The 25225-nt window shown below is 66.7% G+C and carries 26 protein-coding genes; 17 read left to right on the forward strand and 9 right to left on the reverse strand.

Annotated elements, in window-relative coordinates; genetic code table 11:
* Positions 1-11 precede the first annotated feature (11 nt).
* Complete coding sequence (locus ACZYZE_RS01330; RefSeq protein WP_463905807.1) at positions 12-887, reverse strand: aldo/keto reductase; 876 nt, start codon at positions 885-887, stop codon at positions 12-14.
* 200 nt (positions 888-1087) lie between these two features.
* Between ACZYZE_RS01330 and ACZYZE_RS01335 the strand changes: the two genes are divergently transcribed.
* Positions 1088-2074, forward strand: a complete 987-nt coding sequence (locus ACZYZE_RS01335; protein ID WP_463905809.1) for a helix-turn-helix transcriptional regulator — start codon at positions 1088-1090, stop codon at positions 2072-2074.
* Here the strand turns inward: ACZYZE_RS01335 and ACZYZE_RS01340 are convergent.
* Together ACZYZE_RS01340 and ACZYZE_RS01345 are read right to left on the reverse strand one after the other, a co-directional pair.
* Positions 2046-2255: a dodecin gene (locus tag ACZYZE_RS01340; RefSeq protein ID WP_326968276.1), complete on the reverse strand. Its 210-nt coding sequence runs from the start codon at positions 2253-2255 to the stop codon at positions 2046-2048. The two genes, ACZYZE_RS01335 and ACZYZE_RS01340, sit on opposite strands and share 29 nt — an antisense overlap.
* Positions 2256-2351: 96 nt before the next feature.
* Positions 2352-3101 carry an SGNH/GDSL hydrolase family protein gene (locus ACZYZE_RS01345; RefSeq protein ID WP_459317912.1) on the reverse strand — a complete coding sequence of 250 codons (750 nt, stop codon included), beginning with the start codon at positions 3099-3101 and terminating at the stop codon, positions 2352-2354.
* A gap of 308 nt (positions 3102-3409) precedes the next feature.
* Here ACZYZE_RS01345 and ACZYZE_RS01350 point away from each other — a divergent pair, with 308 nt between their 5' ends.
* Positions 3410-3667: a metal-sensitive transcriptional regulator gene (locus ACZYZE_RS01350; RefSeq protein ID WP_459317911.1), complete on the forward strand. Its 258-nt coding sequence runs from the start codon at positions 3410-3412 to the stop codon at positions 3665-3667.
* A gap of 28 nt (positions 3668-3695) precedes the next feature.
* Here the strand turns inward: ACZYZE_RS01350 and ACZYZE_RS01355 are convergent, their stop codons facing one another.
* Positions 3696-4409, reverse strand: coding sequence for a FadR/GntR family transcriptional regulator (locus ACZYZE_RS01355; RefSeq protein WP_463905813.1), 714 nt, complete (start codon positions 4407-4409; stop codon positions 3696-3698).
* A 185-nt stretch (positions 4410-4594) separates the two neighbouring features.
* Here ACZYZE_RS01355 and ACZYZE_RS01360 point away from each other — a divergent pair, with 185 nt between their 5' ends.
* The 6 genes from ACZYZE_RS01360 to ACZYZE_RS01385 all read left to right on the forward strand — a co-directional run bounded on the left by ACZYZE_RS01360 (position 4595) and on the right by ACZYZE_RS01385 (position 10263).
* Positions 4595-6136: a four-carbon acid sugar kinase family protein gene (locus ACZYZE_RS01360; protein ID WP_459317909.1), complete on the forward strand. Its 1542-nt coding sequence runs from the start codon at positions 4595-4597 to the stop codon at positions 6134-6136.
* A gap of 60 nt (positions 6137-6196) precedes the next feature.
* Positions 6197-7102, forward strand: coding sequence for an NAD(P)-dependent oxidoreductase (locus ACZYZE_RS01365; RefSeq protein ID WP_463905816.1), 906 nt, complete (start codon positions 6197-6199; stop codon positions 7100-7102).
* Positions 7103-7207: 105 nt separating this feature from the next.
* Complete coding sequence (locus ACZYZE_RS01370) at positions 7208-7600, forward strand: DUF1304 domain-containing protein (protein ID WP_463905819.1); 393 nt, start codon at positions 7208-7210, stop codon at positions 7598-7600.
* A gap of 100 nt (positions 7601-7700) precedes the next feature.
* Positions 7701-9038, forward strand: a complete 1338-nt coding sequence (locus tag ACZYZE_RS01375; protein WP_459317906.1) for an acyltransferase family protein — start codon at positions 7701-7703, stop codon at positions 9036-9038.
* Positions 9035-9379 carry a GNAT family N-acetyltransferase gene (locus ACZYZE_RS01380; protein WP_459317905.1) on the forward strand — a complete coding sequence of 115 codons (345 nt, stop codon included), beginning with the start codon at positions 9035-9037 and terminating at the stop codon, positions 9377-9379. The genes ACZYZE_RS01375 and ACZYZE_RS01380 overlap by 4 nt, the downstream gene beginning before the upstream one ends.
* 101 nt (positions 9380-9480) lie before the next feature.
* Positions 9481-10263 (forward strand): SDR family NAD(P)-dependent oxidoreductase, encoded by a 783-nt coding sequence (locus ACZYZE_RS01385; RefSeq protein WP_459317904.1) that lies wholly within the window; start codon positions 9481-9483, stop codon positions 10261-10263.
* A gap of 3 nt (positions 10264-10266) precedes the next feature.
* Here ACZYZE_RS01385 and ACZYZE_RS01390 read toward each other — a convergent pair whose 3' ends face one another.
* Positions 10267-11757 (reverse strand): helix-turn-helix domain-containing protein, encoded by a 1491-nt coding sequence (locus ACZYZE_RS01390; protein ID WP_463905821.1) that lies wholly within the window; start codon positions 11755-11757, stop codon positions 10267-10269.
* Between the two features lie 107 nt (positions 11758-11864).
* Here ACZYZE_RS01390 and pxpA point away from each other — a divergent pair, with 107 nt between their 5' ends.
* The 6 genes from pxpA (at position 11865) to ACZYZE_RS01420 (ending at position 17542) form a co-directional block, all read left to right on the forward strand.
* Positions 11865-12614: a 5-oxoprolinase subunit PxpA gene (pxpA, locus tag ACZYZE_RS01395; protein ID WP_463905824.1), complete on the forward strand. Its 750-nt coding sequence runs from the start codon at positions 11865-11867 to the stop codon at positions 12612-12614.
* 50 nt (positions 12615-12664) lie between these two features.
* Positions 12665-12910 carry an acetyl-CoA carboxylase gene (locus ACZYZE_RS01400; protein ID WP_463905826.1) on the forward strand — a complete coding sequence of 82 codons (246 nt, stop codon included), beginning with the start codon at positions 12665-12667 and terminating at the stop codon, positions 12908-12910.
* The gene (locus tag ACZYZE_RS01405; protein ID WP_459317900.1) at positions 12907-14262 is read left to right on the forward strand and encodes an acetyl-CoA carboxylase biotin carboxylase subunit; all 1356 of its coding nucleotides are present in this window, start codon (positions 12907-12909) and stop codon (positions 14260-14262) included. The genes ACZYZE_RS01400 and ACZYZE_RS01405 overlap by 4 nt, the downstream gene beginning before the upstream one ends.
* Positions 14259-15170, forward strand: coding sequence for a 5-oxoprolinase subunit B family protein (locus ACZYZE_RS01410; protein ID WP_463905829.1), 912 nt, complete (start codon positions 14259-14261; stop codon positions 15168-15170). The genes ACZYZE_RS01405 and ACZYZE_RS01410 overlap by 4 nt, the downstream gene beginning before the upstream one ends.
* Positions 15160-16119: a 5-oxoprolinase subunit C family protein gene (locus tag ACZYZE_RS01415; protein ID WP_463905830.1), complete on the forward strand. Its 960-nt coding sequence runs from the start codon at positions 15160-15162 to the stop codon at positions 16117-16119. The genes ACZYZE_RS01410 and ACZYZE_RS01415 overlap by 11 nt, the downstream gene beginning before the upstream one ends.
* Before the next feature lie 91 nt (positions 16120-16210).
* The gene (locus tag ACZYZE_RS01420; RefSeq protein ID WP_463905833.1) at positions 16211-17542 is read left to right on the forward strand and encodes a purine-cytosine permease family protein; all 1332 of its coding nucleotides are present in this window, start codon (positions 16211-16213) and stop codon (positions 17540-17542) included.
* A 186-nt stretch (positions 17543-17728) separates the two neighbouring features.
* Here the strand turns inward: ACZYZE_RS01420 and ACZYZE_RS01425 are convergent, their stop codons facing one another.
* A complete protein-coding gene (locus ACZYZE_RS01425; RefSeq protein ID WP_463905835.1) occupies positions 17729-19339 on the reverse strand; it encodes an MFS transporter in 1611 nt (536 codons plus the stop codon).
* A gap of 409 nt (positions 19340-19748) precedes the next feature.
* On the opposite strand from ACZYZE_RS01425, the gene ACZYZE_RS01430 reads away from it, so the two are divergent.
* Entirely contained in the window at positions 19749-19988 is a 240-nt protein-coding gene (locus ACZYZE_RS01430; RefSeq protein WP_459317896.1) for a hypothetical protein, read from the forward strand.
* Positions 19989-20119: 131 nt separating this feature from the next.
* Positions 20120-20377 carry a hypothetical protein gene (locus tag ACZYZE_RS01435; protein WP_459317895.1) on the forward strand — a complete coding sequence of 86 codons (258 nt, stop codon included), beginning with the start codon at positions 20120-20122 and terminating at the stop codon, positions 20375-20377.
* Between the two features lie 160 nt (positions 20378-20537).
* Here ACZYZE_RS01435 and ACZYZE_RS01440 read toward each other — a convergent pair whose 3' ends face one another.
* The gene (locus ACZYZE_RS01440; RefSeq protein ID WP_463906154.1) at positions 20538-23018 is read right to left on the reverse strand and encodes an ATP-dependent DNA ligase; all 2481 of its coding nucleotides are present in this window, start codon (positions 23016-23018) and stop codon (positions 20538-20540) included.
* A gap of 124 nt (positions 23019-23142) precedes the next feature.
* Between ACZYZE_RS01440 and ku the strand changes: the two genes are divergently transcribed.
* Entirely contained in the window at positions 23143-24078 is a 936-nt protein-coding gene (ku, locus tag ACZYZE_RS01445) for a non-homologous end joining protein Ku (protein ID WP_463905838.1), read from the forward strand.
* An 82-nt stretch (positions 24079-24160) separates the two neighbouring features.
* On the opposite strand, the gene ACZYZE_RS01450 is transcribed toward ku, so the two are convergent.
* Positions 24161-24664, reverse strand: coding sequence for an SRPBCC family protein (locus tag ACZYZE_RS01450; RefSeq protein WP_463905841.1), 504 nt, complete (start codon positions 24662-24664; stop codon positions 24161-24163).
* 224 nt (positions 24665-24888) lie between these two features.
* Positions 24889-25167 carry an HPr family phosphocarrier protein gene (locus tag ACZYZE_RS01455; protein WP_459317893.1) on the reverse strand — a complete coding sequence of 93 codons (279 nt, stop codon included), beginning with the start codon at positions 25165-25167 and terminating at the stop codon, positions 24889-24891.
* Positions 25168-25225 lie beyond the last annotated feature (58 nt).

Consider the following 25225-nt stretch of genomic DNA (forward strand, 5'->3'; position numbering starts at 1 on the left):
TCCGGCGGCGTTTACAGCTGGCTGAAGGCGGCGACGGCGGGGTCGGCGCCGAGGCGGGTGCCCGTCTCCAGTGCCGTGACGGAGTCGACGTCCTCCGGGGTGAGCGGAACCGCGGTGGCCGCAAGGTTCTCCCGCATGCGGGCCGGGCTGACGGTCTTGGGGATCACGATGGTGCCCTGGGCCAGGTGCCACGCCAGGACGATCTGCGCCGGCGTCGCGCCGTACGTTAATGCCAGTGAGGTCACGGCATCGGCATCCAGGTCGCCACCCTGGCCCAGCGGGCTGTAGGCCTCGACGGCGACCCCCAGCGAGCGGCTCCTGGCCGCGAGCTCCCGCTGCTGGAACGTCGGGTGGATTTCAATCTGGTTGACCGCCGGCACCACGTCTGCGGCAGCCAGCAGCGTGTCCAGATGGCCGCCGAGGAAGTTGGAAACACCGATGGCGCGGATTTGGTTGTTCGCGTAGAGCTTCTCCATTGTCTGCCACGCGTCGGTGAAAAGTCCCTGCGAAGGCACCGGCCAGTGGATGAGGTAGAGGTCGATCACCTCGAGGCCAAGCGCCTTCCGGCTGTTCTGGAAGGCCTCGTGGACGTTGCCCTGATCGCCGTTGCGCAGCTTGGTGGTGATGAAAAGTTCCTTCCGGGGGATCCCGGACGCGGCGATGGCAGCTCCCACGCCGGCCTCGTTGCGGTAGGCGGCGGCGGTGTCGATGTGGCGGTAGCCGGCCGCGAGGGCGTCCTCGACGATCCGCTGGGTTTCCTCCGGCGGCACCTGGAAAACGCCGAAACCCAGTTGGGGGATCCGGGTGCCGTTGTTGAGGGTCAGCTCGGGGATGGCGGCGTGCTGTGCGGCGGCTATTACGGCGCCGCCTGCGGGGCTCTCAGACATCTCATGCTCTCTTTCGCTGGCCAGTTGGTCTGGGCTTTGCGGTTTGGGAATGGTTCAGTGGTTTCCTGAGCTGAGCCTATGCAGTGCCGCGGGAAGTGTCAGCAGTCCGGCCTGTGCCTGATTTTCCTAGGACTGGCAGTCCTACCCTCCTGCCAGCCCCTGTGTGGAATGCCTGCGGCGGCCCGTGCACAATGGGAGGCATGGGTCAGAGCGCCGAGTTTGGAAAATTCCTCAAGGCCATGCGGGCCCGTTTGAAGCCGGAGGATGCCGGGCTGCCCGGCAGCGGCGGTGCGCGGCGCGTTCCGGGTCTTCGCCGCGAGGAGATCGCCAGGCTGGCGGACGTGAGCACGGATTACTACACGCGCCTCGAACAGGGCCGGAACATCCATCCGTCCCGCTCGGTGCTGGATTCGGTGGCGCGTGCCTTGCGGCTTGACTCGAGCGAGCACGCCCACATGATTGATCTGTTGGAGAACTGTGCGGCGTCCCCGCGGGCCGTGGTTCCGGCGCAGGGCGTGCGGCCGGCGCTGCGTCAGTTGCTGGAAGCAGTGGGGGATGTGCCTGCGCTGGTCCTGGGCCGCCGAACGGACGTCCTCGCGGGCAACCGTATGGCCTTTCTGCTGTTCGCCGACTTCCCCTCGATGCCGGCAGGCCAGCGGAACCTGACCCGCTGGCTCATGCTGGACCCGCCGGCGCGGGAGCTCTTCCGGGACTGGAAGACGGTGGCCGCGGAGGCCGTCGCCGCCCTGCGGGTGGATGTCGGCCGGCACCCGAGTGACCCCCAGGCCAACCAGTTGGTCGGCGAACTCGCCGTGCAAAGCGAAGACTTCCGGCAGTGGTGGGCAGGGCACCGGGTGGCGGCGCGCTCTTCGGGGGTCTTGCGGCTCCACCACACGATTGTCGGGGACCTGGAACTGAACTTCGAAAACCTCGTGCTGCCGGATGACTCCGACCAGGTGCTCCGGGTCTTCTCTGCGAGGCCCGGGACGCCGGCGGCCGATTCGCTGATGCTGCTGGCCAGCTTCGGTGCCGGGACCGGTACCGGTACCGAGACTGTGGCGGGCAAAAACACCGATGCCGTGCCCGGCAGCGGCACCGGCGCCGAGACCGTGCCCCGCACAAGCACCGGTACCGTGGCCGGCGCCGCGGCGCCCGAGGTCAGCGCTCCAGACGGAACCCCAGCTTGATCGTCACCTGCCAGTCGGCCACCTCGCCGTTTTCGAGGTGGCCGCGGACTTCCTTGACCTCGAACCAGTCGAGGTTCCGCAGGGTCTTGGCCGCCTCGGCAATACCGTTGCGGACGGCAGCGTCGATGCCGTCCTTCGAAGTTCCGACAATTTCAGAAATGCTGTAAGTGTGATTAGACAACTTCGCTCCTCGTGATCGCCACTGATGCCCGGCTGTGGGCCGTCACTGCAGATTAGCCGACAGATCGTGGCTGGACTAGGGCCGGCGGAGGGTCAGTCAGGACCCGAAGACTGGTCCTGGATCGGGACGTTTGGCCGTCAGCGGTGCGCCGTCGTCGCGTGGCCTGATCTTGTTCACCATCCACGGCAGCAGGTAGGTAGTGAACCAGGCAAGGTCGCCTGCCTTGCTTTCGCGCCAACTGCCGGCCGGCAGGGGCTTGGGGTCCAGCGGACGCAGGCCGTGCGGAACGTTCAGGGTTTCCAGGACCATCGCCGCGATGGTGTGGTGACCCATTGGTGAGAAATGCAGGCGGTCCGGATCCCACATCTGCGGGTCCGTCAGTTGCCGCAGGGTCCACAAATCGGCAATGACGCCATGATGCCGGGCGGCGATGGTGCGGATGTTCTCGTTGAAGACCGCCACCTTGCCGCGGATGTGGCCAAACACAGGAGTATCGCCCCAGTCCGGGCCGGTGAACAGCACAACCGTGGCGCCCGTGGCGCTGAGCACAGCGACGGCGGCGTCGAGAGTGGCGGCCAGCCTATCCGGATCACTCCGGTGGAAGACAAGATCATTCCCGCCCGCCGAGAGCGTCACCAGATCGGGCTTGAGCCCGATGGCCGGCCCGAGCTGCCGGTCCAGGATCTCGCGCAGCACAAGTCCGCTGATCGCAAGATTGGCGTAGGCAAAGTCCTGCCGTCCCTCACTAAGCTCCTCGGCGAACCGGTCCGCCCAGCCCCTGATTCCGCCGGGGCTCCGTGGTTCCGGGTCTCCGATGCCTGCGGTGAACGAGTCCCCCATGGCCACGTACCGGCTCCAAGGACCCGTTGTCCAGGCTCCCGGGGACCGTCCCGCGGACCGTCCGGAGGCCGGCCCCCGAGCGGGGCCCGTTGCGCCGGTCCGGCCGGCGCCAGGATCGAGGAAACTGGCGGCGTTCACATCCCCAGCAATACGCCGAAAATCCGGGCGGCACTAGGTGCTTAGGTCCCTAGAGGGCCAAAGCCCAAGGTTTCCCCAAGCTTCCGGGTTCGGGGATGCCAGTACCCCATGGGGTATGCCGCATACTCAGGGGGGTATACCATGGAAGGGAATCTTGTTGATCCCCGGAGGTACCAATGGAACTCGATCCCGCAGACATGAAGTCCGTCATTAACCGTCTTCGCCGTGCCCAGGGGCAGCTTGCCGCGGTCACCAGGATGATCGAAGAAGGCCGAGACTGTAAGAGTGTGGTCACCCAGCTGGCTGCTGTTTCGAGCGCCCTGGACAAGGCTGGATTCTCGATCATCGCCACGGGCCTGCAGCAGTGCATGAAGCAGGAGGACCCCAGCCTGGACCGTGCGGAACTGGAGAAGCTCTTCCTCTCGCTCGCCTAAGCTGAGCCGCCCGCCTAAGAGCCGCTCGCTAAGAGGCCGGGCGGCCGGCCAGGACGTAGGCCTTGAGGTCATCCAGTGTCTGCTGCATGTGCGCGTCCATCGCGTCCCGGGCCCGGTGCGGATCGCGCGTTGAGAGTGCCTCCACGATGGCCTGGTGGTGGCCGAGTGCGTGCTCCTGGATTTCGCGCACCTCGGAGGTCTGGGTCCGGCGCTGCTCCAGTACCCGGTGCAGCGGCGCGAACAGCACGGCAACAAAAACGTTCCCCGAGGCCTGCAGGATGAGGTCATGGAAGGCGAGGTCCGCCTCGACGAAACCGGCCACGTCGTGGGCTTTGTGCGCCACGCGCATGATCTCCAGCTGCCCGTGAAGGGCGGTGAGGCCGGCGTCGCTGATCCGGGCGGCTGCCAGTTCGCAGGCCCCCGATTCCAGCATCCGGCGCAGCTCGATCAGCTGGACCGCGGCAGCGGCGTCGCCCTTCCCCTCTGATGCCGCGCGGAGCACGGCGTCCAGGGAGTTCCAGCGGCTCAGCGGGTTCACGAAGGTGCCGCGGCCACGCTCCACGCTCAGGATGCGCTGGGCTTCGAGGGTCTTCATGGCTTCACGGACCGTCATCCGGCTGACCTCGTGCCGGGCGCTCAGCTCAAGCTCTCCGGGGACGGACGCGCCGGGTGGGAACTCACCGGCAATGATCCGGTCCAGCAGATCGTCTGCCACGACGCCGACCAACGATTTCCTAGCCAATTTTCCCCGTTCAACGCCACAGTGCTGCCTGTCCGACCAGTCTACTTGCGCCCCACTTGCGCGTTCCTTTCGCCGCATGCCACACTAACATCCACATGTAAGATGTCAGACATCTTACAAATTATCGCCTCTCGTGGCGGTTCATTGTTCACGCACCGCGGAGTTTCACCACAATGGAGTGCAAAGTGCCGTTTGAAGCAGATATTCTGGCCGCCTTCCCGGCGGAGACCCTGATCCCCGCCAAGCTCGTGGCCAGTGCCGTCGGCGCCTCCACCGACGCTTCCCCCCGGGTCCTGGTGGTGCTCGACGACGACCCAACGGGTACGCAGTCCGTTGCAGACCTGCCCGTGCTCACCCGATGGGACGAGACGGACTTCAACTGGGCGTTCACCCACAGGATCAACGGCAAGCGCCCGGCCGCCGTCTACGTGCTGACGAATACCCGGAGCCTGGACCCGGTTGAGGCCGCCGCCCGCAACGAGGAAGTCGTCCGGAACGCCCTCGCCGCGGCGGCCAGGGAACCGGCCGGTGCCGGCCCCGGCGGTGCCGGTTCCAGGCTGCGCCTGGGGTTTGTCAGCCGGAGCGATTCCACCCTCCGCGGCCACTACCCGCTGGAGACGGACGTCATTGCGGCGACAGTCGCCGCCGTCACCGGCGAGGTGACGGACGGCGTGGTAATTGTCCCCGCGTTCCCCGACGCCGGACGCGTCACCATCGGCGGGGTCCACTACATGCGCGGCACCGGCGAAGCCGCCGGCAAGCTCACCCCGGTGGCCGAGACCGAATTCGCCCGGGACGCCAGCTTTGGTTTCGCCAGCTCCGACCTGGCCGAGTACGTGGAGGAGAAGTCGCGGGGGCGCTACACGGCCGGTTCCGTGATCGTGCTGGACCTGAACATCATCCGCGCCGCGGGCCCGGACGGCGATCCCAGGTTTTCGGCCAGGGCCATCGCCGACGCGATTGAGTCAGCAGTCGACTCCACCCCGATCGTGGCCGACATAGTGACCGAAAACGATCTTCGCGCGCTCGCGCTGGGTCTCGAGGAGGCCGAACGCCGAGGCAAGAAGCTGCTCTACCGGGTGGGCCCGCCGTTCGTCCGGGGCCGGATCGGCCAGGAAATCCGTGCCGAGCTCAGCAGCGGGGAGGCCTACGCCGGCACCACGCCCTCCGACGCCGGCGGCCTGATCGTGGTCGGCTCGCACGTCGGCGTCACCACCCGCCAGCTCAAGGCCCTCGTCGAGCAGCACGGCGCCGCGCGCATCGTGGAGATCGACGTCGAAAAGCTGCTGGGCGGCAGCGCGGAAGCCTACCTGGCCGGGATCGTCCGGACCGTGGCGGCGTCGCTGCGCAGCGCCGACGTCATCCTCCATACGAGCAGGCTGCTGATCAAGGCCGACGGCGCCGACGCGAGCCTCGAGATTGCCCGCACGGTGTCCGCCGCCGTCGTTGCGGTGGTGAACCGGACCCTGAAGACCTTCCCGCCGCGGTTTGTGATCGCCAAGGGCGGCATCACGTCCTCGGACGTCGCCGCCTACGGGCTGGAAATCCGCCACGCCATTGTCCGCGGCCCGATGCTCCCGGGCATCGTGAGCCTGTGGGAGCCGGTGGACGGGCCCGCGAAAGGCATTCCGTACATCGTCTTCGCCGGGAATGTGGGCGACGATCAGTCCCTGGCCCAGGTCACGCGCAAGCTCAGCAACCGGTGGCCGAGCGTGCCGGGACCCTGATTCCGCCGTTCAATCACCGCCGCTGAATCACTTTCCGACCTACCCAGCCCCCTCGTTTCAATGGAGAAAACCATGACCTACACAGTCGCCGTCCTCGGCCTTGGCGCCATGGGCCTGCCGATGGCCGGCCGCCTTGCCACCGGGCTGACCGTCCACGGCTTCGACATCGCGGAGCCGCGCCTGCGCCTGGCCGAAGCCGCCGGAGTCCGCACCTTCGCTTCTGCCCGGGAGGCCGCCAGGGATACGGACGCCCTGCTCCTGGCCGTGCGCAACGGCGAGCAGCTCAATGACGTCCTCTTCGGTGCCAACGGCGTGGCCTCCGTGCTGAAGCCGGGCGCCGTCGTGATCCTCACCAGCACAGTCGGCACCGACGCCATCCCGGAAACCGCCGCCCGCCTTGCCGGATTCGGCGTCGCCCTCGTGGACGCCCCGCTGTCGGGCGGGCCGAAGCGCGCCGGGGACGGGGACCTGCTGATCGTCGTCGGCGCCGAACCGCAGGCGCTGGAAGCAGCCCATCCGGTGCTGGAACTGCTCGCCTCAACCCTCACCGTGGTCGGCGGCAGGCCCGGCGACGGCCAGGCGCTCAAGACCGTCAACCAGCTTCTCTGCGGCGTCCACATTGCCGCCGCGGCCGAGGCGATGGCGCTCGCGGATGCCCTGGGCCTGGACCAGGCCAAGACGCTCGCCGCGCTTGAGGCCGGGGCAGCCGGGTCCTTTATGCTGTCCAACCGCGGCCCGCGCATCCTCGAGGCCTATACCGAAGACGGCGCGGAAGTCCTCAGCCGCCTCGACATCTTCGTCAAGGACATGGGAATCGTCGGCAAGGCCACCCGTACCGCCGGCCTCGCGGCCCCCGTTGCCGCCGCCGCCGAGCAGCTCTTCCTGCTGGGCCAGGCCCAGGGACTGGCCGCCGCGGACGACTCCGCCGTCATCAGGGTTCTCGCTCCCGCGAAGCGCACCGTTTAGCCCGCGACACCTTCAGCCCGACGACGGCGACGGCGGCACCCGTGCGCCCGCTCCCACGCTCACCACACCCGCCGGGTCCAGCAGCGGGGAGGCTAGGATCAGACCATGATCCTGGCCTCCCTCGTTTTTGCGCTGCTGGCAGCCCTGCTGCACGCCTACATCTTCACGATGGAATCCATCACCTGGACGCAGCCCGCCACCTGGAAGCGGTTCGGCATCACCTCGCAGGCCGACGCGGACACCACCCGGCCGCTGGCCTACAACCAGGGCTTCTACAACCTGTTCCTCGCCGCCGGCGCCCTCGCAGGCACCGGGGCCATCGCCCTCGGCCACCCGGCCGCCGGCTGGACCCTGGTCTTCAGCAGTTGCGGCTCCATGCTCCTCGCCGCGGTTGTACTCGCCCTCAGCGGCCGCAAGTATCTCCGCGCGGCCGCCATACAGGGAGCGACGCCGCTGCTCGCCGTCGTCCTCGGGGCGCTGGGGCTTGTGACGGCCTGACCGCCGGCGCCGGGCCGGGCCGTTTTGCCGCACCGCTGGCTGTTGGGCCGCCCGCGGCCGACAATGGAGGCGACACAGCCGGGTTTCCTAAGGGGCGCAGATGGTTCCACGGCAGCGGGCAAGGGCCGGGCAGGCAGCAGGGCCGGACCGCGACCTGGTGATCGATCTCGCCAGGTTCTTCTGCCTTGCACTCGTGGTGGTGGGGCACACCCTGATGGTGAGCCCCGTGCTGCACCCGGACGGCACCGTGACCTCCGAAAACACCCTCGGCAACCAAGGCTGGTTCGGGCCGGTGGTCTGGGTCCTGCAGGTGATGCCGCTCTTCTTCGTGGTGGGCGGTATCACCGGGCTGCAGTCGTGGCGGCGGCTCCGCGCCCGCGGGGGCAACGCCTTCGACTTTATGCAGGCCAGAATGCTGCGTCTCATCCGCCCGGCCGCAGTGCTCCTCGCCATCATGTTCGCCGGGCTCTGGGCGGCGCGGCTGGCCGGGGTGGACCCCCAGGTGGTCCAGCTGCTGACGGCCGGGGCGGGCATGCCATTGTGGTTCCTCGCCGCGTACCTCGCCGCGCAGCTCAATATTCCGTTGTTCGCGGCGCTGCACACCCGCGCGCCCTGGGCGACCTTCGCCGCGCTCGCCTCCCTGGTGATCACCGTGGACTGCCTTCGCGGGATGCTGCCGGCGCTGGCCTACCTCAACCTGATCTTCCTGTGGTGCGCCGTGCAGCAGCTCGGATTCATCCTCGCGGACGGCGGACTCCGGCGCCTCGGGAGCGTGGCGCTGGCGGGCATCATCGCGGGCAGTAACCTGCTTCTGGGGCTGCTCGTGTGGCTGGGACTGTACTCCGGGAACATGCTGGCGAACCTCAATCCGCCCAATTTGAGTCTGTTGCTGCTGGGGATCTCCCAGGCAGCGGCCCTGCAGCTGTTCCGTCCCGTGCTGGGACGGGTGGCATCCGCGGAGAGGGTGCGGAAGTTCCTGGGGGTGGCCGGGCGGCGGTCCATGACCGTGTACCTGTGGCACCTGCCCCTGCTCGCCGGAATGTCCGGACTGCTGCTGCTGACCGACTTTCCCCAGCCTGAAGGGGGAACCGCCGCGTGGTGGTGGAGCCGGCCGCTCGTGCTGCTGGCGGTTATCGTGCTGCTGCTGCCCGTACTGGCGCTGTTCGGCAGGCTGGAGGAGCGGCCGACGTCGCCCGGCCACACGCGGTCCCGTCCGGCAGCCGCCGTGGTGCTGGCCGCCGTCGTCGTCTTTGTCCCGGTGACCGACGCGGCCCTGAACGGGCTCACGCTGGGCCTGCTCGGCGGGGGAGCGGCGTGCTTCACGCTCGCCGTCCTGCTGCTGGGCCGTAGTCCTGCCCGGATTGCCGCCGATCCGGTGCCCGGCGGATCCGGACCACCATTGCCACACCCGCCATTAAGTGCCAGTGTCGAACCATGACGGAGAACTCGGCAGTCACTGAAGACACGTTCAGCCCGGACGTAACCACCACCCGAAATGATGAGCTGCACCGCTATGAGCTCCACGTCGGCGACACGCTGGCAGTCGCGATCCGCTTCATCGACGAACCGGGCCATGTGGACTTCATCCACACGGACACGGCGGAGCAGTTCCAGGGACAGGGCCTCGGCAAGGTGCTGGCCCACTTCGCCCTGGATGATGTGGTGGCGTCCGGTAAGAGGATCATCCCGAACTGCCCCTTTATGTACCGGTACCTGCGCAAACACGACTCCTACACCCAGTACATCGACTGGCCGGAACGGCCGCCGGCAGGGGCTTGATCCCGGCCCGTACAGCGCCCCTGCCGCCGGCGAACTGGCCGCTGGCGGCTGCCGTACCCGTCCGGCCTGGGGTGCCGGGCCGCCGCGGCTAGGCTGGCGCTATGACTGCACACAACACGGCCCCGGCCGACACCACCGCCCTGGTCACCGGGGCAACGGCGGGCATCGGGGCGGAATTCGCCCGCCAACTCGCGGAGCAGGGGCACAACGTGGTCCTCGTGGCCCGCGACGCGGCCCGGCTCCAGGCGCGGGCGGAAGAGCTGGAGCAGCGCTACGGCGTCCGGGCCGAGGTGCTCGCCGCGGACCTCGCGGACGACGGCGGCGTGGCCGCCGTCGTCGCACGGCTCACGGACCCCGCGCGTCCCGTGGAGATCCTGGTCAACAACGCCGGGATCGGGCTGCTGCACTCTTTCGCGGACAACGACATCGCGGACGAGACGAGGCACCTCAAGTTACATGTCGAGACCGCGATGCAGCTCACCCACGCCGCCCTGCAGGGCATGCTCGGCCGCCACTCCGGCAGGATCATCAACGTCGCAAGCGTCGCGGCGTACCTGCCCCGGGGAAGCTACTCGGCCGCCAAAGCCTGGCTGGTCAGCTTCTGCCGGTGGGCGAACCTCGCCTACTCGAAGCAGGGCGTCACCGTGACAGCGGTCTGCCCCGGCTTCACCCACACCGAATTCCACGACCGGATGGGCATGGACAAGTCGGTGGCCCCGCGCTGGATGTGGCTGCGGGCCGAGCGGGTGGTCCGGGAGGGCCTGGCCGACAACGCCCGCGGCAAAGCGGTGTCGGTCCCGACCAAACGGTACAAAGTCCTGACTGCGGCCGCCCGGGTGCTGCCGGACCGGCTCGTGGCAGGACCGCCCCGGCGCGCCAAATAGGAACTAGACCGAATCGTCGGTGATGCGGACGGCCAGCAGGCAGGTGGTCAGTCCGTCCAGGGTGTCCAGCCGGACATTCAGCAGCCGCGACATCAGCGCCAGGCGCTTGCTGAGGGTATTCCGGTGGATATACAGGGCCTCGCAAACCCTGGAGGGCTGCGCGTCGTGGTCCAGATAGGCCCGGAGCGTGCTCAGCAGTCGGCCGTTGTTGGCACGGTCGTAGCTGCGGAGCGGGGCGAGCAGGTTCTCCGCGGCGGCGTGCGCGCCGCTGCCCGCCGTCGCCACCATCAGGGACTCGATACTCATGGGGGCCGCGAGGGTAGGGACGGTGACGTCACGGACCAGGCGCTGGGCATGGGCCGCGCCGAGCCGCAGCTCGTCCACACTCCGCAGCGGACCCTTGATAACCAGCGCAAGCCCTGGAACGCTCTGACGGCAGGAATCCAGCAGCCGGCCCGGGATCGCATCCCAGTCCGCCGCAGTGTCCGTTCTTGCCTGCGCAATCGCGTAGAGCGAGCCACCGTGGGTAAACACACGGGCGTTGTTCAGGTGCTCCTGGACCGCGAGCCGGATCCGCCAGGCGTGCGGCAGTTCCGCCTTGTCCGGATGCGCAACCATCAGGAACGTCGGCGCGTGCGGGTCCAGGCCCGTCGCCCGGAAGGTGCGCGTCACTTCCTTCAGGGCCACGCCCTGCCAGTCTTCAAGCTGCAGCATCAGCCTCTCCAGCTTGGCGTGGTGCGGTGGACTGGCCTTTCGGGCACTGTTGAGCTGCATGGCCAGAATGGACGACGCCGGCCCGATCAGGGTTGCCAGCGGCTCGCCGGTGGTGCCGCCCCGGACCACAAGGTGAAAATGATCCGTGCCGCCGGTGGGAAGGGCAAACGTGGACCCGCGGACGCCGCGCTCGTCCTGGCGCAGATCCTCGGCCGTCCAGCGCGATCCGGCCGGCCAGCAACTTATCACGGCACCCGTAGTGTCGAAGATGGCGCATTGGCCTTCCGCGGCGCCTGCCACTTCTTCAAGCACTGCCCGCAGCGATCCGCCGGACCTGGCGGCTTTCGCGCACCGGTCGGCCAGCGCCCACGATTGCCGGGTCAGGGCGAACCGCTCGGCTTCGAGGACGCTGGTCACAAAGCGCTGGACCTGCAGGGCCGGGATAACGCTGGGGACTTCGAGCAGGGGAATGCCGTGGGCGCCTGCGGCCACGGTCAGCGCCGCCGGAATCAGGCGGTGCGCCACGCCCGTGACGAACGCGATGGCGCAGACGGGGACACCCGCCAGCCGTTCAACGTAGGCGTCCCAGGTGCGCTGGTCGCGAAAGTTGAATCCGATCCCGTGGGTGATCAGCAGGCAGTTTGCGCCCAGGAAGGGTGTGGGGTCCAGGAATTCCGCCGGGGCACTGTAGCTGATTGAGGTGGCCAGGCTCCGGGCCGATGACGGGGTGTGCAGCCGCAGCTGGAGCGAATCCTCGGCCAGTAGGTCCGCGACTCTCATGCCGTCCTCCGGTACTCGCTTCGGTGTGCAAAGTGCACATCCTGCGTCCACGGTAGTGGACATCTGCCCACTATGTAAGGGGTGGCGCAGTCCTTAGTGTTGATCGCATGAACAATGTTAATGTGGGCAATGTCATAGCTGGCATCGAGATAAATTCGGACATGGGCGAGGCCTTCGGGCTTCACAGTTTCGGCAATGATCTTGCGCTGATGGAAATCATTGACGTAGCCAACGTGGCCTGCGGATTCCATGCGGGGGACCCGGACACCATGGAAGAAACCGTGGCCGCCGCCAAGGAACACGGCGTCCGGATCGGTGCGCACCCCGGTCTGCCGGACCTCACCGGATTCGGGCGGCGGGAAATGAAGCTCACTCCCGCTGAAGTCGAATCAATCATCCTGTACCAGACCGGTGCCCTCGTGGGTTTCCTGAAAAAGGCCGGCCTGGAACTCAACCACATCAAACCCCACGGCTCGCTGTACGGGATGCTCTCCCGGGACGCCGGGCTGATGCGCGCAGCTGCCGGGGTGGCCGCGCTCTACGGAGTGCCGATGTTCGGACTCGCAGGAACGGAACACGAAAACGTGTGCCGGGAAATGGGCGTGCCGTTCGTCGGCGAGCTCTATGTGGACTTGAACTACAACCCCGCAGGCCAGCTGATCATCCAGCGGCGGCCCGAAGCCACGGATCCCGCCAGGGCTGCCGAGCGCGTGCGCCGCGTCCTGGCCGAAGGCCTCGTTGAGACCTCGGACGGTTCAACGGTGAGCATCGACTTCACCAGTATCTGCGTCCACTCCGACGCGGCCAACTCTCCGGCCGTGGCGCGGGCCGTGCGCTCAGCCCTCGCCGGCGGGTAGCCGATGCCCTGTTACTTACCGCTATTTCCTCAGGAAACGAAAGGCACACCATGTCACATCAGGTCACGTCCCCCCTTCCCGGCATCTTCTACCGCAAGCCCGGCCCCGGCAAGGACCCCTATGCGCAGGAAGGTGACCAGGTGGAGGCGGGCCAGACGATCGGCGTCGTCGAAATCATGAAGCAGTTCAGTGAAGTCAAGACCGATGTGTCCGGAAGCCTGGTCAGGTTCGAAGTGTCGGATTCCGGCACCGTCAACCCGGGTGACGTGATTGCAGTTATTGAGGAAGCATCATGAAGAAACTGCTCATCGCCAACAGGGGCGAAATCGCCGTCCGGATTATCCGTACCGCGCGGGAACTGGGAATCCGCACAGTGGTGGTAGCCAGCGAACCGGACGCCGACGGGCTGGCTGCCCGCCTTGCGGATGAGTTCGCAGTCATCGGACCCGCGCCGGCGAGCCAAAGCTACCTCGACCATGGCGCCGTCCTCAAGGCCGCGGCGGACCACGGATGCGACGCCGTGCACCCCGGCTACGGGTTCTTATCCGAAAACGCGTCGTTCGCCCGCGCCGTTGTGGAGGCGGGCCTGATCTGGGTGGGGCCCTCCCCTGAAGCCATCGAACTGATGGGGGACAAGGCGCAGGCCCGTCAGGCAGCCGAGGCGGCAGGGGTACCCACCCTCCGCGGAACACACGGCGAGGCACCGACAGGTGAAGCCCTGCTGACGGTAGCCGACGAAATCGGGTACCCGCTGGTGGTCAAGGCCGCAGCCGGCGGCGGCGGGCGCGGAATACGTCTGGTGACCCGCAAGGAAGACCTGGCCTCAACCGTGGAAGTGGCGCAGGCAGAAGCAGCCGCCGCATTCGGCAGCGCCGCCGTCTACCTGGAGAAGTTCGTGGAACGGGCCCGGCACGTTGAAGTGCAGGTGCTGGGGGACGGTACCAACATCGTCCATTTGGGCGACAGGGACTGCTCCATGCAGCGGCGCCAGCAGAAAATCCTTGAGGAAGCCCCCGCGCCGGATCTGCCGGACGCCGTCCGGCAGCACATGCTGGAATCGTCGGTGGAGCTGGCCAGGCAGTGCCGCTACAAGGGACTCGGGACGGTTGAGTTCCTCTACGACGCAGTCAATCACGAGGTTTCCTTCATCGAGATGAACACCCGGCTCCAGGTAGAGCATCCTGTCACCGAAATGGTCACCGGTCTTGACCTGGTCCGGGAACAGCTGTTGATCGCTGCGGGCGAGCCGCTTCGGATGCGCCAGGACGACGTCGTCTTCCGCGGACATGCTTTCGAGTTCCGGCTCAATGCCGAAGACCCGGCCAAGGGATTCATGCCTAGCCCGGGGCTGCTGGAACGTCTCGACTGGCCGGGCGGCCCCGGTGTCCGCATCGACTCCGGATTCGTCGCCGGATCCAGGGTGATGCCGTTCTATGACTCGCTGCTGGCGAAGATCATTGTGTGGGACGAAACCCGGGACGAGGCAATCAGCCGGTCACTCCGGGCCCTGGATGAAATATCCATCGAAGGAGTCGCCACGACCATCCCCCTGCTCAGTGCCGTACTTCACAGACCGGAGCTAAGGTCCGTGGAGCACCACACCAAATTCATTGAAACCTGCCCGGAGATCCTGGGGGAACTGGTATGAGCCACACCCTGAGCACCCGCTCGCTAAAGGGCACCGCGCGCTACACCTGGGGTGGCGACGAGTTCCTTTTCGTGGAAATCTCCGAGGAGATGAGCCTGGCCGCGAACTTCAAATCCAACTCCATGGCCGCCCGGCTCGGCGGCCGGGAACTTCCCGGTGTGACGGAAATCTGCCCGGCCAACGCCTCCCTGCTGGTCCGCTTCGACCCCGATGTACTGGACGCGGCACAGCTGGAATCAGCGATGCGCGAGATCGAAGTCGACGTCGACAACACCTCCCACCCGGAGCTGAGTACCCGCCTGATCGAAGTGCCGGTCTGGTATGACGATCCGTACACGCGGGAGACCGGCGCCCGGTTCCGAAACGGCCATCAACGCCCCGAGGGAACCGACCTGGACTTCGCGGCCGAGGTCAACAAGCTCTCCGGCGCCGCGGAGTTCATCCGTCGTCATCACAGCAGCCCGTGGCTGGTTTCCATGGTCGGGTTCGTCGCCGGCCTGCCGTTCATGTTCCAGATGGTGCCGCGCGCACAACAGCTGGAGGTGCCGAAGTACCTCAGCCCGCGCACTGACACGCCTCCCCTCACGGTGGGCCACGGCGGCTGTTTTGCCTGCATCTACTCCGTTCGCGGCGCCGGCGGCTACCAGATGTTCGGTCTAGCGGCGGCTCCCATCTTCGACCCCGCGCAGTCCCTGGCCGATTTCAAGGACTTCATGGTGTTTTTCAAGCCCGGCGACATCGTAAAGTTCCGGCCGGTCGACGAGGACGAATACAAGAGCATCAAGCAACAGGTGGACGCGGGCACTTTCGTCTACAAGCAGGTGCCAGTCACCTTTGACCTGGCCGAGGCCCTCGGAAATCCCGAAAGCTACAACACCAAGCTATTGGAGAACCTCAATGAGTCTTGAGATCTTGGAACCCGGCCTGTCCACGACCGTCCAGGACCGGGGGAGATTCGGCCACTACAACGTGGGTATCCCCCAAGGCGGCTCCATGGACCAGCTCTCGGCGGAGATAGCCAATGCGCTGGTCGGGAACAGCACCGAGGCGGCAGTCCTCGAATGCACCTACCTGGGCCCGAAGTTCCGCAGCACGGTCCCGGCGGTAATCGCCGTCGGAGGCGCCCCGGTGGAAGTGAAAGTCAACGGAGCCGCCAGCCCGCAATGGGAGGCAATCGAACTGGCCGCCGGGGACGAGGTGTCCTTCGGATACCTCCGGGGCGGTTCCCGGTACTACGTCGCGGTCCGGGGCGGCATCGACGTACCGCTGGTGCTGGGAAGCCGGTCCACCTACGTCCTGGGCGCCCTCGGCGGCTATCAGGGACGCAAACTCGCAGCCGGTGACGAGGTCCCGGTCGGACAGACCGGCCCCGGTGACGTCCTGGCCGGAATCCCGCCGGAACTGCGGCCGGCGTTCCCTGCCGAAGTGGAGATCAGGGTCCTGCCGGGTCTCTATGACCACAGGCTGACGGAGGAGGGACGCGCAACCCTGCTGGAATCCACCTGGACCCTCACCCCGGTGGCGGACAGGACGGGCCTGCGCTACAGCGGACCGGAGATCGAATGGAAAGAACGGGAACAGCCCTTCGGTGCCGGCTCCGATCCATCCAACATCGTCGACGCCGGATACGCCGTCGGCTCGATCCAGATTCCCGGCGGCAAGGAACCCATTGTGCTCCATCGCGATGCTGTCTCCGGCGGGGGATACGCCATGGTCGCCACCGTCATCAGCGCAGACATGGACTTACTTGCCCGCAGCGCACCGGGCACCAAGACGCGTTTCGTCGCGGTGACCATGGAACAGGCCGTCGCGGCCCGAGCAGAAGGAAAAGCCCTCCGCCGTTCCATCTGGGGATAACCAGCCCATAGCCCCGTGGCTCCCGCCACCGGCTCCATAAATGCATCACTACAACACCAGAGGTGTCGCTTTGTCGTACTCAAATCTAGTAATGCCCGCGGACCAGCGGGTCGGCAAATGGTCGCTGACCATGGCCTGGTGGGCCCTGTTCTCGGCGATGTTCTGGATCTATGTGGCCGTCGCCTCGGCCGGGGCCGTGGGGGTGCCGAACACCATCATCGGCATGGTCCTCACCATCGCGACTTACGGGATCATCAACCTGGTGCTTTCCCGCTACGCTGCCCGGACAGGTCTCACGGTGAGCGTCTTTTCCCGGACCCTGTTCGGGCTGCTGGGCTCGGCGCTCGCCTCGCTGATCTTCGCGGCGACGGCCATTTACTATGCCGTCTTTGAAGGCTCCATCATCGCCGTCGCGTTCCACGAGTATTTTGGCGGCGACATCCTGATCTGGTACGCCGCAGTGGTGATCTATGCCATTCCGCTGGCGGTCGGTGGCGTCCAGCACTGGCTGGACCGGCTCAATGGGTTCCTGCTCCCGTTCTATTTCGCGGGGCTCATTGCCGTCGTCGTCGCAGCAACCGTCATCCGCGGGGTGCCCACCACCTGGATCGGTGAGGCCGCGGCCAGCTCAGCACTGCCCGGCTGGCTGACGTCCTATCTGATCTACATGGGCGTCTACATCATGATGATGTACACCTTCGACTACGCCCGGATGGGCAAACGCGAGGACCGGAGATTCCTCGGCAGCATCACCTTCGGCTGGGTGTTCTACGCCTTCACGTTCGGGCTGAACGGCCTGGTCGGCATCTACATCATGAGCGCCTGGGGCCTGGAGGCTTCCGAGACGGGTGTGGTCACGGCGTTCATTTCTTCGCTGGGAATCTGGGGTGTGCTGGTCATCTTCATCTCGCAGACCCGCATCAACACGGCCAACTACTTCCTCGCGTCGACGAATCTCTCGGCCTTCGCCCACCGCGCGTTCGGCATCAACCTGCCGCGTTATGTCTGGGTGATCGTCTCGGGCGTGCTGGCCTACCTGCTGATGCTCACGGATGTGCTGAGCTACCTGCTCAAGGCACTCGCCTGGCAGGGAGTCTTTGTCACCGCCTGGGTGGCGATCGCGCTGACGTACATTGCCATCAACTGGAAAGAGGAGCGGTACTTCCCAGAAGTCCGGCCGGGCCGGCTGAAGCCCGTCACAGCCGGAGCCATCGCTTGGCTGGTGGCCTCCGCCACCGGCATCCTGCTGACCGAGCAGACGGCGCTGCCCGTGGTCTCGCAGCTCACGCCGCTGATCACCATGGGACTCGCCGCGGGCCTGTATTACGCCGCCTACAAACTATCCCCCCCGCCAGTCATGGATCGGCAGAAAGACCTCACGCCGGAGGAGCACGCCGAGCTGCTGGCGGCCGAGCCGCAGTAACCGGGCTGCGGACGCGCCTCAGCCGGGCCGGCACGGGCCGTGCCCGGACGCGCCAAAGGCCTGCCCGGCGTGCTTCCCCCAATGGGTAAACACGTCAGGCAGGCCTCAAGGGCGGGACTGGACTACAGAGTCTGGGTTAGCCGGAACGGATCGGGACGATCCGGGCCGTGCTGCCATAAGGCAAGCTCAGGCCCGGGCCGGAACCTTTTCGGGTTCGCGGGCCGCCGCGGAATCCTTTGCAGAATCTGCCGCAGCTGCGGCAAACGGCATGTCCATGTGTTCCAGGTCGATCAGCGGGTTCTCGTCCTGGGTCGCGACGAGCTCTTTGGCCTCCGCCTGGGTGTCCACGCTGGGCATGGAACCCGGAAGCGGCATCTGGGCCGATTCCTTCAGGAAATAGATCGCCACGGCACCGATCGCCGAGGTGGCCATCAGATAGTAGGCCGGCATCATATCGTCGCCGGTGGCGCCGATGAGGGCGGCGACGATGAACGGCGTGGTGCCGCCAAAGATGGCCACGGAGAAGTTGTACGCGATGCCCATGGCGCCGTAACGGCTCGCCGTCGGGAACTGCGCGGGCAGGGCCGAAGCCAGGTTGGCGACGTAGAACGTCACCGGGAAGGCGACGAGGGCGAGACCCAGGACGGTGGACCAGACGGATCCGACGCCGATCAGCATAAAGGCGGGGATGACCAGCACAATGGTGCTGCCGGCACCGATCCAGAGCACGGGGCGGCGGCCGATCCGGTCAGAGAGCTTGCCGGTGAGCGGAATGCAGAGGCTCATGATGACCAGCACCGGGATGGTCAGCAGGGTGCCGTGGACCGGGTCGTAGCCCTTGGACTCCGTGAGGTACGTCGGCATGTAGGACGTCAGGGCGTAACCGGCGGTGTTCGCCGCTGCCACCAGGATCATGGCAACGATAAGCGAACGCCAGTAGGCCTTCACAATGCCTACCGGGCTCTTCGAGACGGCGTCGCCGGCGCTGGCATCCTTGGAGAGGCCCTCCTGGGCGTCCAGGGTCGCCTGGAACTGCGGGGATTCCTCAATCTTGTTCCGGAAGTAGATAGCGATCAGGCCCAGCGGGCCGGCAACCAGGAACGGGATCCGCCAGCCCCACTCCTCCATGGCACCCTGGCCCAGGGTCAGCTGCAGCACGGAGACAAGGGCAGCGCCCATGGCGAAGCCGAGGTAGCTTCCCATGTCCAGGAAGCTGGCGAAGAAGCCGCGGCGCTTGTCCGGGGCATATTCACTCACGAAGGTGGTGGCACCGGCGTACTCGCCGCCGGTGGAGAAGCCCTGGACGAGCTTGAGGACGACCAGGAGCACCGCGGCCCAGATGCCGATCTGCGCGTAGCCGGGCAGGAGGCCGACGGCGAAGGTGCTGGCGGCCATGATCATCAGCGTGGTCGCGAGAACCTTCTGGCGGCCGATCTTGTCTCCGAGCCAGCCGAAGATGACGCCGCCGAGGGGGCGGGCGATGAAGGTGGCGGCGAAGGTTCCCAGCAGGAACAGGGTCTGGACGGACTTGTCCGCTTCGGGCAGGAACACCGGCCCCATGGTGGTGATCAGGTAGCCGAACACGCCGACGTCGTACCATTCCATGGTGTTACCCACGATGGTGCCGCCGAGTGCTTTCTTGAGCATCGGCTGGTTGACGACGTTGACGTCGGACTCCTTGAGTCGACGGCGCGTCCGTAGCTTTGGTTTTTTCACACCCTTGGGTGCAACTTGGTTGGTTCCGCCGGCGTTGATAACGCCTGCTGAAGAGTCGGTCGTGCTTCGGTCTTTGGGCATTTGGGCGACTCCTGTGGAGGTCATTTGCTTGCGACTTGTAGCTGCCCCGCTCCGGGCAGGCTTTCAATTTTACGCGATTTCTCTGGATTTTCCGAGTTCGGTGCCGTATCATCCGCTGATTCGGCCCCTTATTTGTGCCGATCGGCGGGATTCTTTTCGGTTGTTTCACCGCTCCATTGCTACGATGCGGCGTTGTTCGCGGTGCCGCCGCCAAACTTTTTGCCGCGAGGGCGCCCGGGAACCGGATTTGGGCCGCATTCGGGCCGGGACCGGCGCTTTCGGGCCGGCCAAAGGTACACCGCTGGGGCCCCGCTGGCAGGCGAAAAGGAGGTACCCAAGGCGTCCGGAAAGAGCTTAGGGTTGAATCCAGCGCAGCGCTGACGAGAAGCCACATACAGGAGAGCAGTCCATGACTGGCAAAGACACCGAAAAAAGCAGCGACACCACGGAAGCCGGGGCCCAGGACGGCAAGCCAGCCGCGCAGGACGAGCAGGGGAAGGGCATCAAATCCCGCCTGACCGATGCGCAGAAGGAAATGCTCGCCAGCAAGTCGCGGGGCGGCGCCGGGTCACAAAGTGTCGGCCACAGCCACAAGCCGACCCACGTCAGCGGAAAGCAGGGCCCGGCGGAAAAGAAGGTCCGCTGGTAGCTCCTACAGACAACACACCCTTGCCGACCTATCATGGTTGAACACTTCAGTTCACAGCGGCAATGCGCAGCTTTTGGTTGGCACAGCGTCTAGTAGTGCAGCGTTTATTGGCACAGCGGAAGGGAAGAGCAATGGCGGAACACCATGCCGGAGACGAGATCGAGCCCGGGGTCGCCAGCCATTTGGCTGAATCGATGGATGAGGCCCCGGGACCGGAGACCACCCGCCCCGTACCGCCCACGCCGTCCGACGGCCAGCAGTGGCCGGACGGAAGCGGCAAACACCGTCATCCCAAGGAACACGACGTCAGGCACGGGCGGCTGGGGCAGGAGGCCGCGGTGAACGCGGTCCACCGAATCACCCCGCCGGACACGCCGCACTCTTCCTAAGATAAGGCCACTTCCGTCCTGACTCTCCCCAGCCGGGGCGGAAGGAGTGATAGGTCCGGGACGTCCCAAACGGAATGTCCCGGACTTCTCTTTGTCTCCTGACAGCCGGTCTCCTGACAGCCGGTCTCCCGACGGCCGGTCTCCTGACGGCCGGCAGCGCTCAGCCCTGCTCGGGCACGACGTCGGCCGGGTTCTTGTCCGGCCGCCAGCCGCGCCAGACCGGGTGCCTGAGCTTCCCGCTGCCGGTCCATTCCCCGAAGGTGACCTCCCCGACGAGCGTGGCGCTCACCCAATGCGCGTCCGAGGCATCGGCGGCCGGCACGTGGTCAAAGGGCGAGGTCTTGCGGGGCCGGGCATCGAGCGTCTGCCGCAGTTCCTTGAGTTCGCGGGTGCTGAAGCCGCTGCCCACCCGCCCCACATACCGGAGCTTTGGGCCATCCGGGATCCCCAGAAGCAGCGAGCCCACCGATTGCTCGCGCTCGCCCTTCCCCGGACGCCAGCCGCCGACCACCACTTCCTGGGTTCGTTCGAACTTGAGCTTGAGCCAGGAGCGGCTCCGCTGGCCGACGTAGCGGCCGTCCGTGCGTTTTGCCATCACGCCTTCCAGCCCCAGCTCTTCGGCGCTCTCCAGGATGTGCCGGATGTCGCCGTCGATCACTTCGGAGAGTTCCGCCGGGCAGCCGGAGGGGTGGAGGAACCGTTCGAGCCTGGCCCGGCGTTCGCTGAGCGGTAGGCTGCGGAGGTCTTTTCCGCCGTCGGCCAACAGGTCGAACAGCATCAGCCGCACAGGAGTGGAAGCCCGGGCCTTCGCGACGTCGCCGGGCCGGGTGAGTTTCATCCGGCCCTGCAGCAGCCCGAAATCCGGACGCCCGGCCGGCCCGACGGCGACGATCTCGCCGTCGGCAATAAAGTCTTGCTCCGGCCAGCAGGAGCGGTCCGTCAGCTCGGGGTAGCTGGTGGACATGTCCTTGCCGTTGCGGCTGATGAGACGGATCCTGTTCGCGTCACCCGCGACCAGGGCGCGCACGCCGTCCCACTTCAGTTCAAACTGCCAGTCCTTGTCCGGCAGGTCCGCCGTGGTTCCGGAGCTGGCCAGCATGGGGCTGACGTCCGCCAGGTCCGGGGCTGCCTGCTCCGTCGCCGGAACCGTGGCCCGCGCCCCGCCACCGCCGCCGGCTTCCGCGGAAGGCCCCGGCTCATGGTCCCGGCCTTCGTCCCCGCTTGCGTCCCCGCCTGCCGGGGCGGCTGTCGCCGGGTGTCCCTTTTTCGACCACTCGTTGTCCATCAGGTGGATGAGCCACTGGTCATCGCCCCGGCCGGTGTGGATCAGGGCGAAGCGGCGGGTGCCGCCCAGGCCGCCGTCGGCTGATCCCGTGAGGGTGGCGATGACTTCTTTGCCGGCGATCCATTTTTCGCATTCGTAGTAGCCGTGGTCCCAGATCCTGACGCTGCCGGCCCCGTATTGGCCCTTCGGGATGATGCCCTCGAAATCCGCGTAGCCCATCGGGTGGTCCTCGGTCTGGACCGCCAGGTGGTTCGTCGTTTTGCTGGTGGGGACGCCCTTGGGCAGCGCCCAGGACACCAGCACGCCGTCGCGCTCCAGCCTGAAGTCGAAGTGCAGGCGGCTGGCGTGGTGTTCCTGGATGACAAACTTCTCCCGGAGCGTGCCGTGGTCGGTTCCCCGGTCCCTTTCGGCCGTGAACGGCTCCGGGGTGGCACCCGCGTCCCGCTTGGTGCGGTAAGGCTCCAGCCGCGGGTCGGTGCCGCCGCCGTCGCCGGGACCGGCAGCGGGGGAACCGGCGGCGTGGCTGCCGGAACGCTTTGCGCCGGTGATGGCGGCGAACGGGTCCTTCCCGGCCCTTACCCGCTTCATCACCTCCCGGTAGTCCAGCTGGTGCAGGGCCGGGGCGTCGATTTCGCGCCAGGTCCGGGGCGCCGCCACCATGGGCCGGAGCCGCCCGCGGAGGGAATAGGGGACGATCGTGGTCTTCGCGGCGCTGTTCTGGCTCCAGTCCACCAGGACCTTACCGGTGCGCAGCGTCTTCTTCATGTCGCTCACGGCCAGGCCCGGATGGTCGGCCTCCAAGGAACGGGCCAGCTCATGGGCGAACTCCGAGATCTGCTCCGAACTCCGCGTCCCGTCCAGGGCCGCGTAGAGGTGGATGCCCTTGCTGCCGCTGGTCACCGGAACCGGGTCCAGGCCAACGTCCCGCAAGATGACCCGGGCCAGTCTGGCCACCTCCGCACATTCCGCCAGCCCCGCACCCTCGCCGGGGTCCAGGTCCAGCACCAGCCGGTCCGGCGGCAACTGGTTGCCGCGGGAGTCCACGCGCCACTGCGGCACATGGATCTCCAGCGCGGCGATCTGCGCCAGCCAGGCCAGCGTTGCCGGGTCATTGACCAGCGGGTACTGGATGGTGCGCTCCTTGTGCTTAATGGAGGCGCGCGGCACCCAGCCGGGGGTCGATTCGTCCAGGTTCTTCTGGAAGAACATCTCACCCGGGGCCCCGGCGGTCCCCACACCGTGGACCCAGCGTTTCCGGGTGGCCGGCCGGTTCGCGGCTGCCGGGATCAAGACCGGGGCGACGGCGGCGTAGTAGGCCAGGACATCGGCCTTGGTGGTACCGGTTTCCGGGTACATGACTTTGTCCAGGTTCGTCACCACGATTTCGCGGCCGGCAACCCGGACTCGCTGTTTGCCGGCGGACAGCGGCCTTTCAGGCAAGGCTCTTCACCTCCGTGCAACTGTGATGTTCACTTGATCCATGAGAGCCATCTGGAAAGGCGCGATAGCGTTCGGGCTGGTCAACGTGCCCGTCAAGGTTTACAGCGCGACCGAGGACCACGACATCAGCCTCCATCAGGTCCACAACGCCGACGGCGGCCGGATCCGCTACCAGCGCCGCTGCGAGGTGTGCAGCAAGATCGTGGACTACGAGGACATCGACAAGGCCTTCGAGGACGAGGGGCGCACCGTGGTGCTGAGCCGCGAGGAGCTCAAGTCCATCCCGGCCGAGAACAGCCATGAGATCGACGTCGTGCAGTTCGTCCCGGCCGAGCAGCTCGACCCCATCACGTTCGAGAAGAGCTACTACCTCGAGCCGGACTCCAAATCGCCCAAGGCCTACATGTTGTTGCGCCGGGCCCTGGAAGACACGGACCGGGTGGCCATAGTCCAGTTCGCCCTGCGGGACAAAACCAGGCTCGGGGCTTTGCGGGTCCGCGGCGACGTGTTGATGCTGCAGGCACTGCTGTGGGCCGACGAAGTGCGCGAGGCCAGCTTCCCGTCGCTTGAAACCTCCCTCCGGATCTCCGCCCAGGAACGGGAAATGTCCGCGGCGCTGGTGGATTCGATGGCCGCCGACTTCGAGCCGGATCAGTTCACCGACGACTACCAGGCCCAGCTCCGCACGCTCATCGAGGCGAAGCTGGATAAGGGCGAGTCGCTCGACACCGAAGAGACCTTCGGGGCCCCCGCCGCCGAACCCGGCGACGGCGAAGTGATCGACCTGATGGAAGCGCTCAAGCGGAGCCTGGAGAAAAAGCGCGGAGGCAGCGCAGCTTCCGCCGCAGGCAAGACAGCTGCCAAGCCCCCCGCGAAGACCCCCGGTTCCGCCGCGAAGGCGACCACGGCCAAAGCCGGATCCGGCGCCAAAGCCGCGCCGAAGACCGCCGTGAAAAGCACGCGCAAAGAGGCCTGACTCCGCAGGGGACCGGCCGGCGGCCATCGCGATCAGGAGTTCTTCTGCGCGGATAAGAGCTCGCTCTTCGTCGTCGGCACGGTTACCTTGGCCGCTGGTTGTCCGCGCTGCCGGCGGCGTCGCCGTCGACTTCCCCCTGCTCAACGGAAGAACGCCATTCGCCTGTCTCGATGCCTCGGGATTCGATGAACTCCTTGAAGCGTCCGAGGTCCGCCGTCACCTGGCGGCTGTCCGCGCCGATGACGGAGCCTGCCTTCTCCACGAGGCCCTCGGGCTCCCATTCCAGCTTCACGTTGACCCGGGCGCGCCCGGCGCCGAGGGGTTCGAAGGTCACTGTTCCGGCGTTGCGGGGCTTGTCTGCGCTGACCCAGGCGATCTTCCGGTCGGGGGTCTGTTCGGTGATCTGGGCGAGGTACTCGCGCCTGACGCCCGCAATGTCGGTGCGGAACTGGAGGGAGGTCTCATCGATCTGTTCGACCGATTCGACGCCCTTCATGAACTCGGGAAAGCTCTCGAACTGTGTCCACTGGTTATACGCGGTGGACACCGGAACGTCGACTTCGATGCTTTCCTGCACACTTGCCACGGGGTCTCCTTTGGCCGGGAACTCATTCTGCTGCGGTCCACGGGAGGTGGTGCCGCGGAATCCAAACTATCGGCGCGGGACTTCCCTGACAAGCATTTGCTAAGGCTGCTTAGCGCAGCGGGGAGGGCCCGCGGGACGGGCTTGACCCGCCCTTAAACACCTGCGGCCGCCGTCCGGCCCATCCCCACGGGGACGGGACCGGCCGGCGGCCGCAGGTCAGGGCGCTATTCGGCGTCGTGGTCCGTCTCGAGGATCTGGACCAGACGCTCCAGGGCGACGTCGGCGCCGTCGCCCTCGGCACGCAGCACCACAACCTCGCCGTGCGATGCGCCGAGGCTCATCAGGGACAGGATGCTGGCAGCATCCATGGCCTCGTCTTCCGGTTCGCCCAGCCGGGCGATGGTGATTTCGAGATCGAACTCGCCTGCGGCCTCGGCAAAGATGGCTGCCGGGCGGGCGTGCAGCCCTACTCGGCTGGCAATGGTGGCGTTACGTTCGGTCATTTCTGCTCCTTGTATATCAAAAAGGAATTTCAGCTTCGGGAAAGATTTCCTGGACCGG

The organism is Pseudarthrobacter woesei (assembly GCF_055412745.1).

Coding starts and splice junctions, on each gene's coding strand:
- ACZYZE_RS01330 (WP_463905807.1), bottom strand. CDS start 887: ATGTCTGAGAGCCCCGCAGGCGGCGCCGTAATAGCCGCCGCACAGCAC.
- ACZYZE_RS01350 (WP_459317911.1), top strand. CDS start 3,410: ATGGAACTCGATCCCGCAGACATGAAGTCCGTCATTAACCGTCTTCGC.
- pxpA (WP_463905824.1), top strand. CDS start 11,865: ATGAACAATGTTAATGTGGGCAATGTCATAGCTGGCATCGAGATAAAT.
- ACZYZE_RS01405 (WP_459317900.1), top strand. CDS start 12,907: ATGAAGAAACTGCTCATCGCCAACAGGGGCGAAATCGCCGTCCGGATT.
- ACZYZE_RS01375 (WP_459317906.1), top strand. CDS start 7,701: ATGGTTCCACGGCAGCGGGCAAGGGCCGGGCAGGCAGCAGGGCCGGAC.
- ACZYZE_RS01440 (WP_463906154.1), bottom strand. CDS start 23,018: ATGTACCCGGAAACCGGTACCACCAAGGCCGATGTCCTGGCCTACTAC.
- ACZYZE_RS01410 (WP_463905829.1), top strand. CDS start 14,259: ATGAGCCACACCCTGAGCACCCGCTCGCTAAAGGGCACCGCGCGCTAC.
- ACZYZE_RS01400 (WP_463905826.1), top strand. CDS start 12,665: ATGTCACATCAGGTCACGTCCCCCCTTCCCGGCATCTTCTACCGCAAG.
- ACZYZE_RS01335 (WP_463905809.1), top strand. CDS start 1,088: ATGGGTCAGAGCGCCGAGTTTGGAAAATTCCTCAAGGCCATGCGGGCC.
- ACZYZE_RS01380 (WP_459317905.1), top strand. CDS start 9,035: ATGACGGAGAACTCGGCAGTCACTGAAGACACGTTCAGCCCGGACGTA.
- ACZYZE_RS01420 (WP_463905833.1), top strand. CDS start 16,211: ATGCCCGCGGACCAGCGGGTCGGCAAATGGTCGCTGACCATGGCCTGG.
- ACZYZE_RS01390 (WP_463905821.1), bottom strand. CDS start 11,757: ATGAGAGTCGCGGACCTACTGGCCGAGGATTCGCTCCAGCTGCGGCTG.
- ACZYZE_RS01370 (WP_463905819.1), top strand. CDS start 7,208: ATGATCCTGGCCTCCCTCGTTTTTGCGCTGCTGGCAGCCCTGCTGCAC.
- ACZYZE_RS01425 (WP_463905835.1), bottom strand. CDS start 19,339: ATGCCCAAAGACCGAAGCACGACCGACTCTTCAGCAGGCGTTATCAAC.
- ACZYZE_RS01455 (WP_459317893.1), bottom strand. CDS start 25,167: ATGACCGAACGTAACGCCACCATTGCCAGCCGAGTAGGGCTGCACGCC.
- ACZYZE_RS01435 (WP_459317895.1), top strand. CDS start 20,120: ATGGCGGAACACCATGCCGGAGACGAGATCGAGCCCGGGGTCGCCAGC.
- ACZYZE_RS01430 (WP_459317896.1), top strand. CDS start 19,749: ATGACTGGCAAAGACACCGAAAAAAGCAGCGACACCACGGAAGCCGGG.
- ku (WP_463905838.1), top strand. CDS start 23,143: ATGAGAGCCATCTGGAAAGGCGCGATAGCGTTCGGGCTGGTCAACGTG.
- ACZYZE_RS01415 (WP_463905830.1), top strand. CDS start 15,160: ATGAGTCTTGAGATCTTGGAACCCGGCCTGTCCACGACCGTCCAGGAC.
- ACZYZE_RS01365 (WP_463905816.1), top strand. CDS start 6,197: ATGGAGAAAACCATGACCTACACAGTCGCCGTCCTCGGCCTTGGCGCC.
- ACZYZE_RS01385 (WP_459317904.1), top strand. CDS start 9,481: ATGACTGCACACAACACGGCCCCGGCCGACACCACCGCCCTGGTCACC.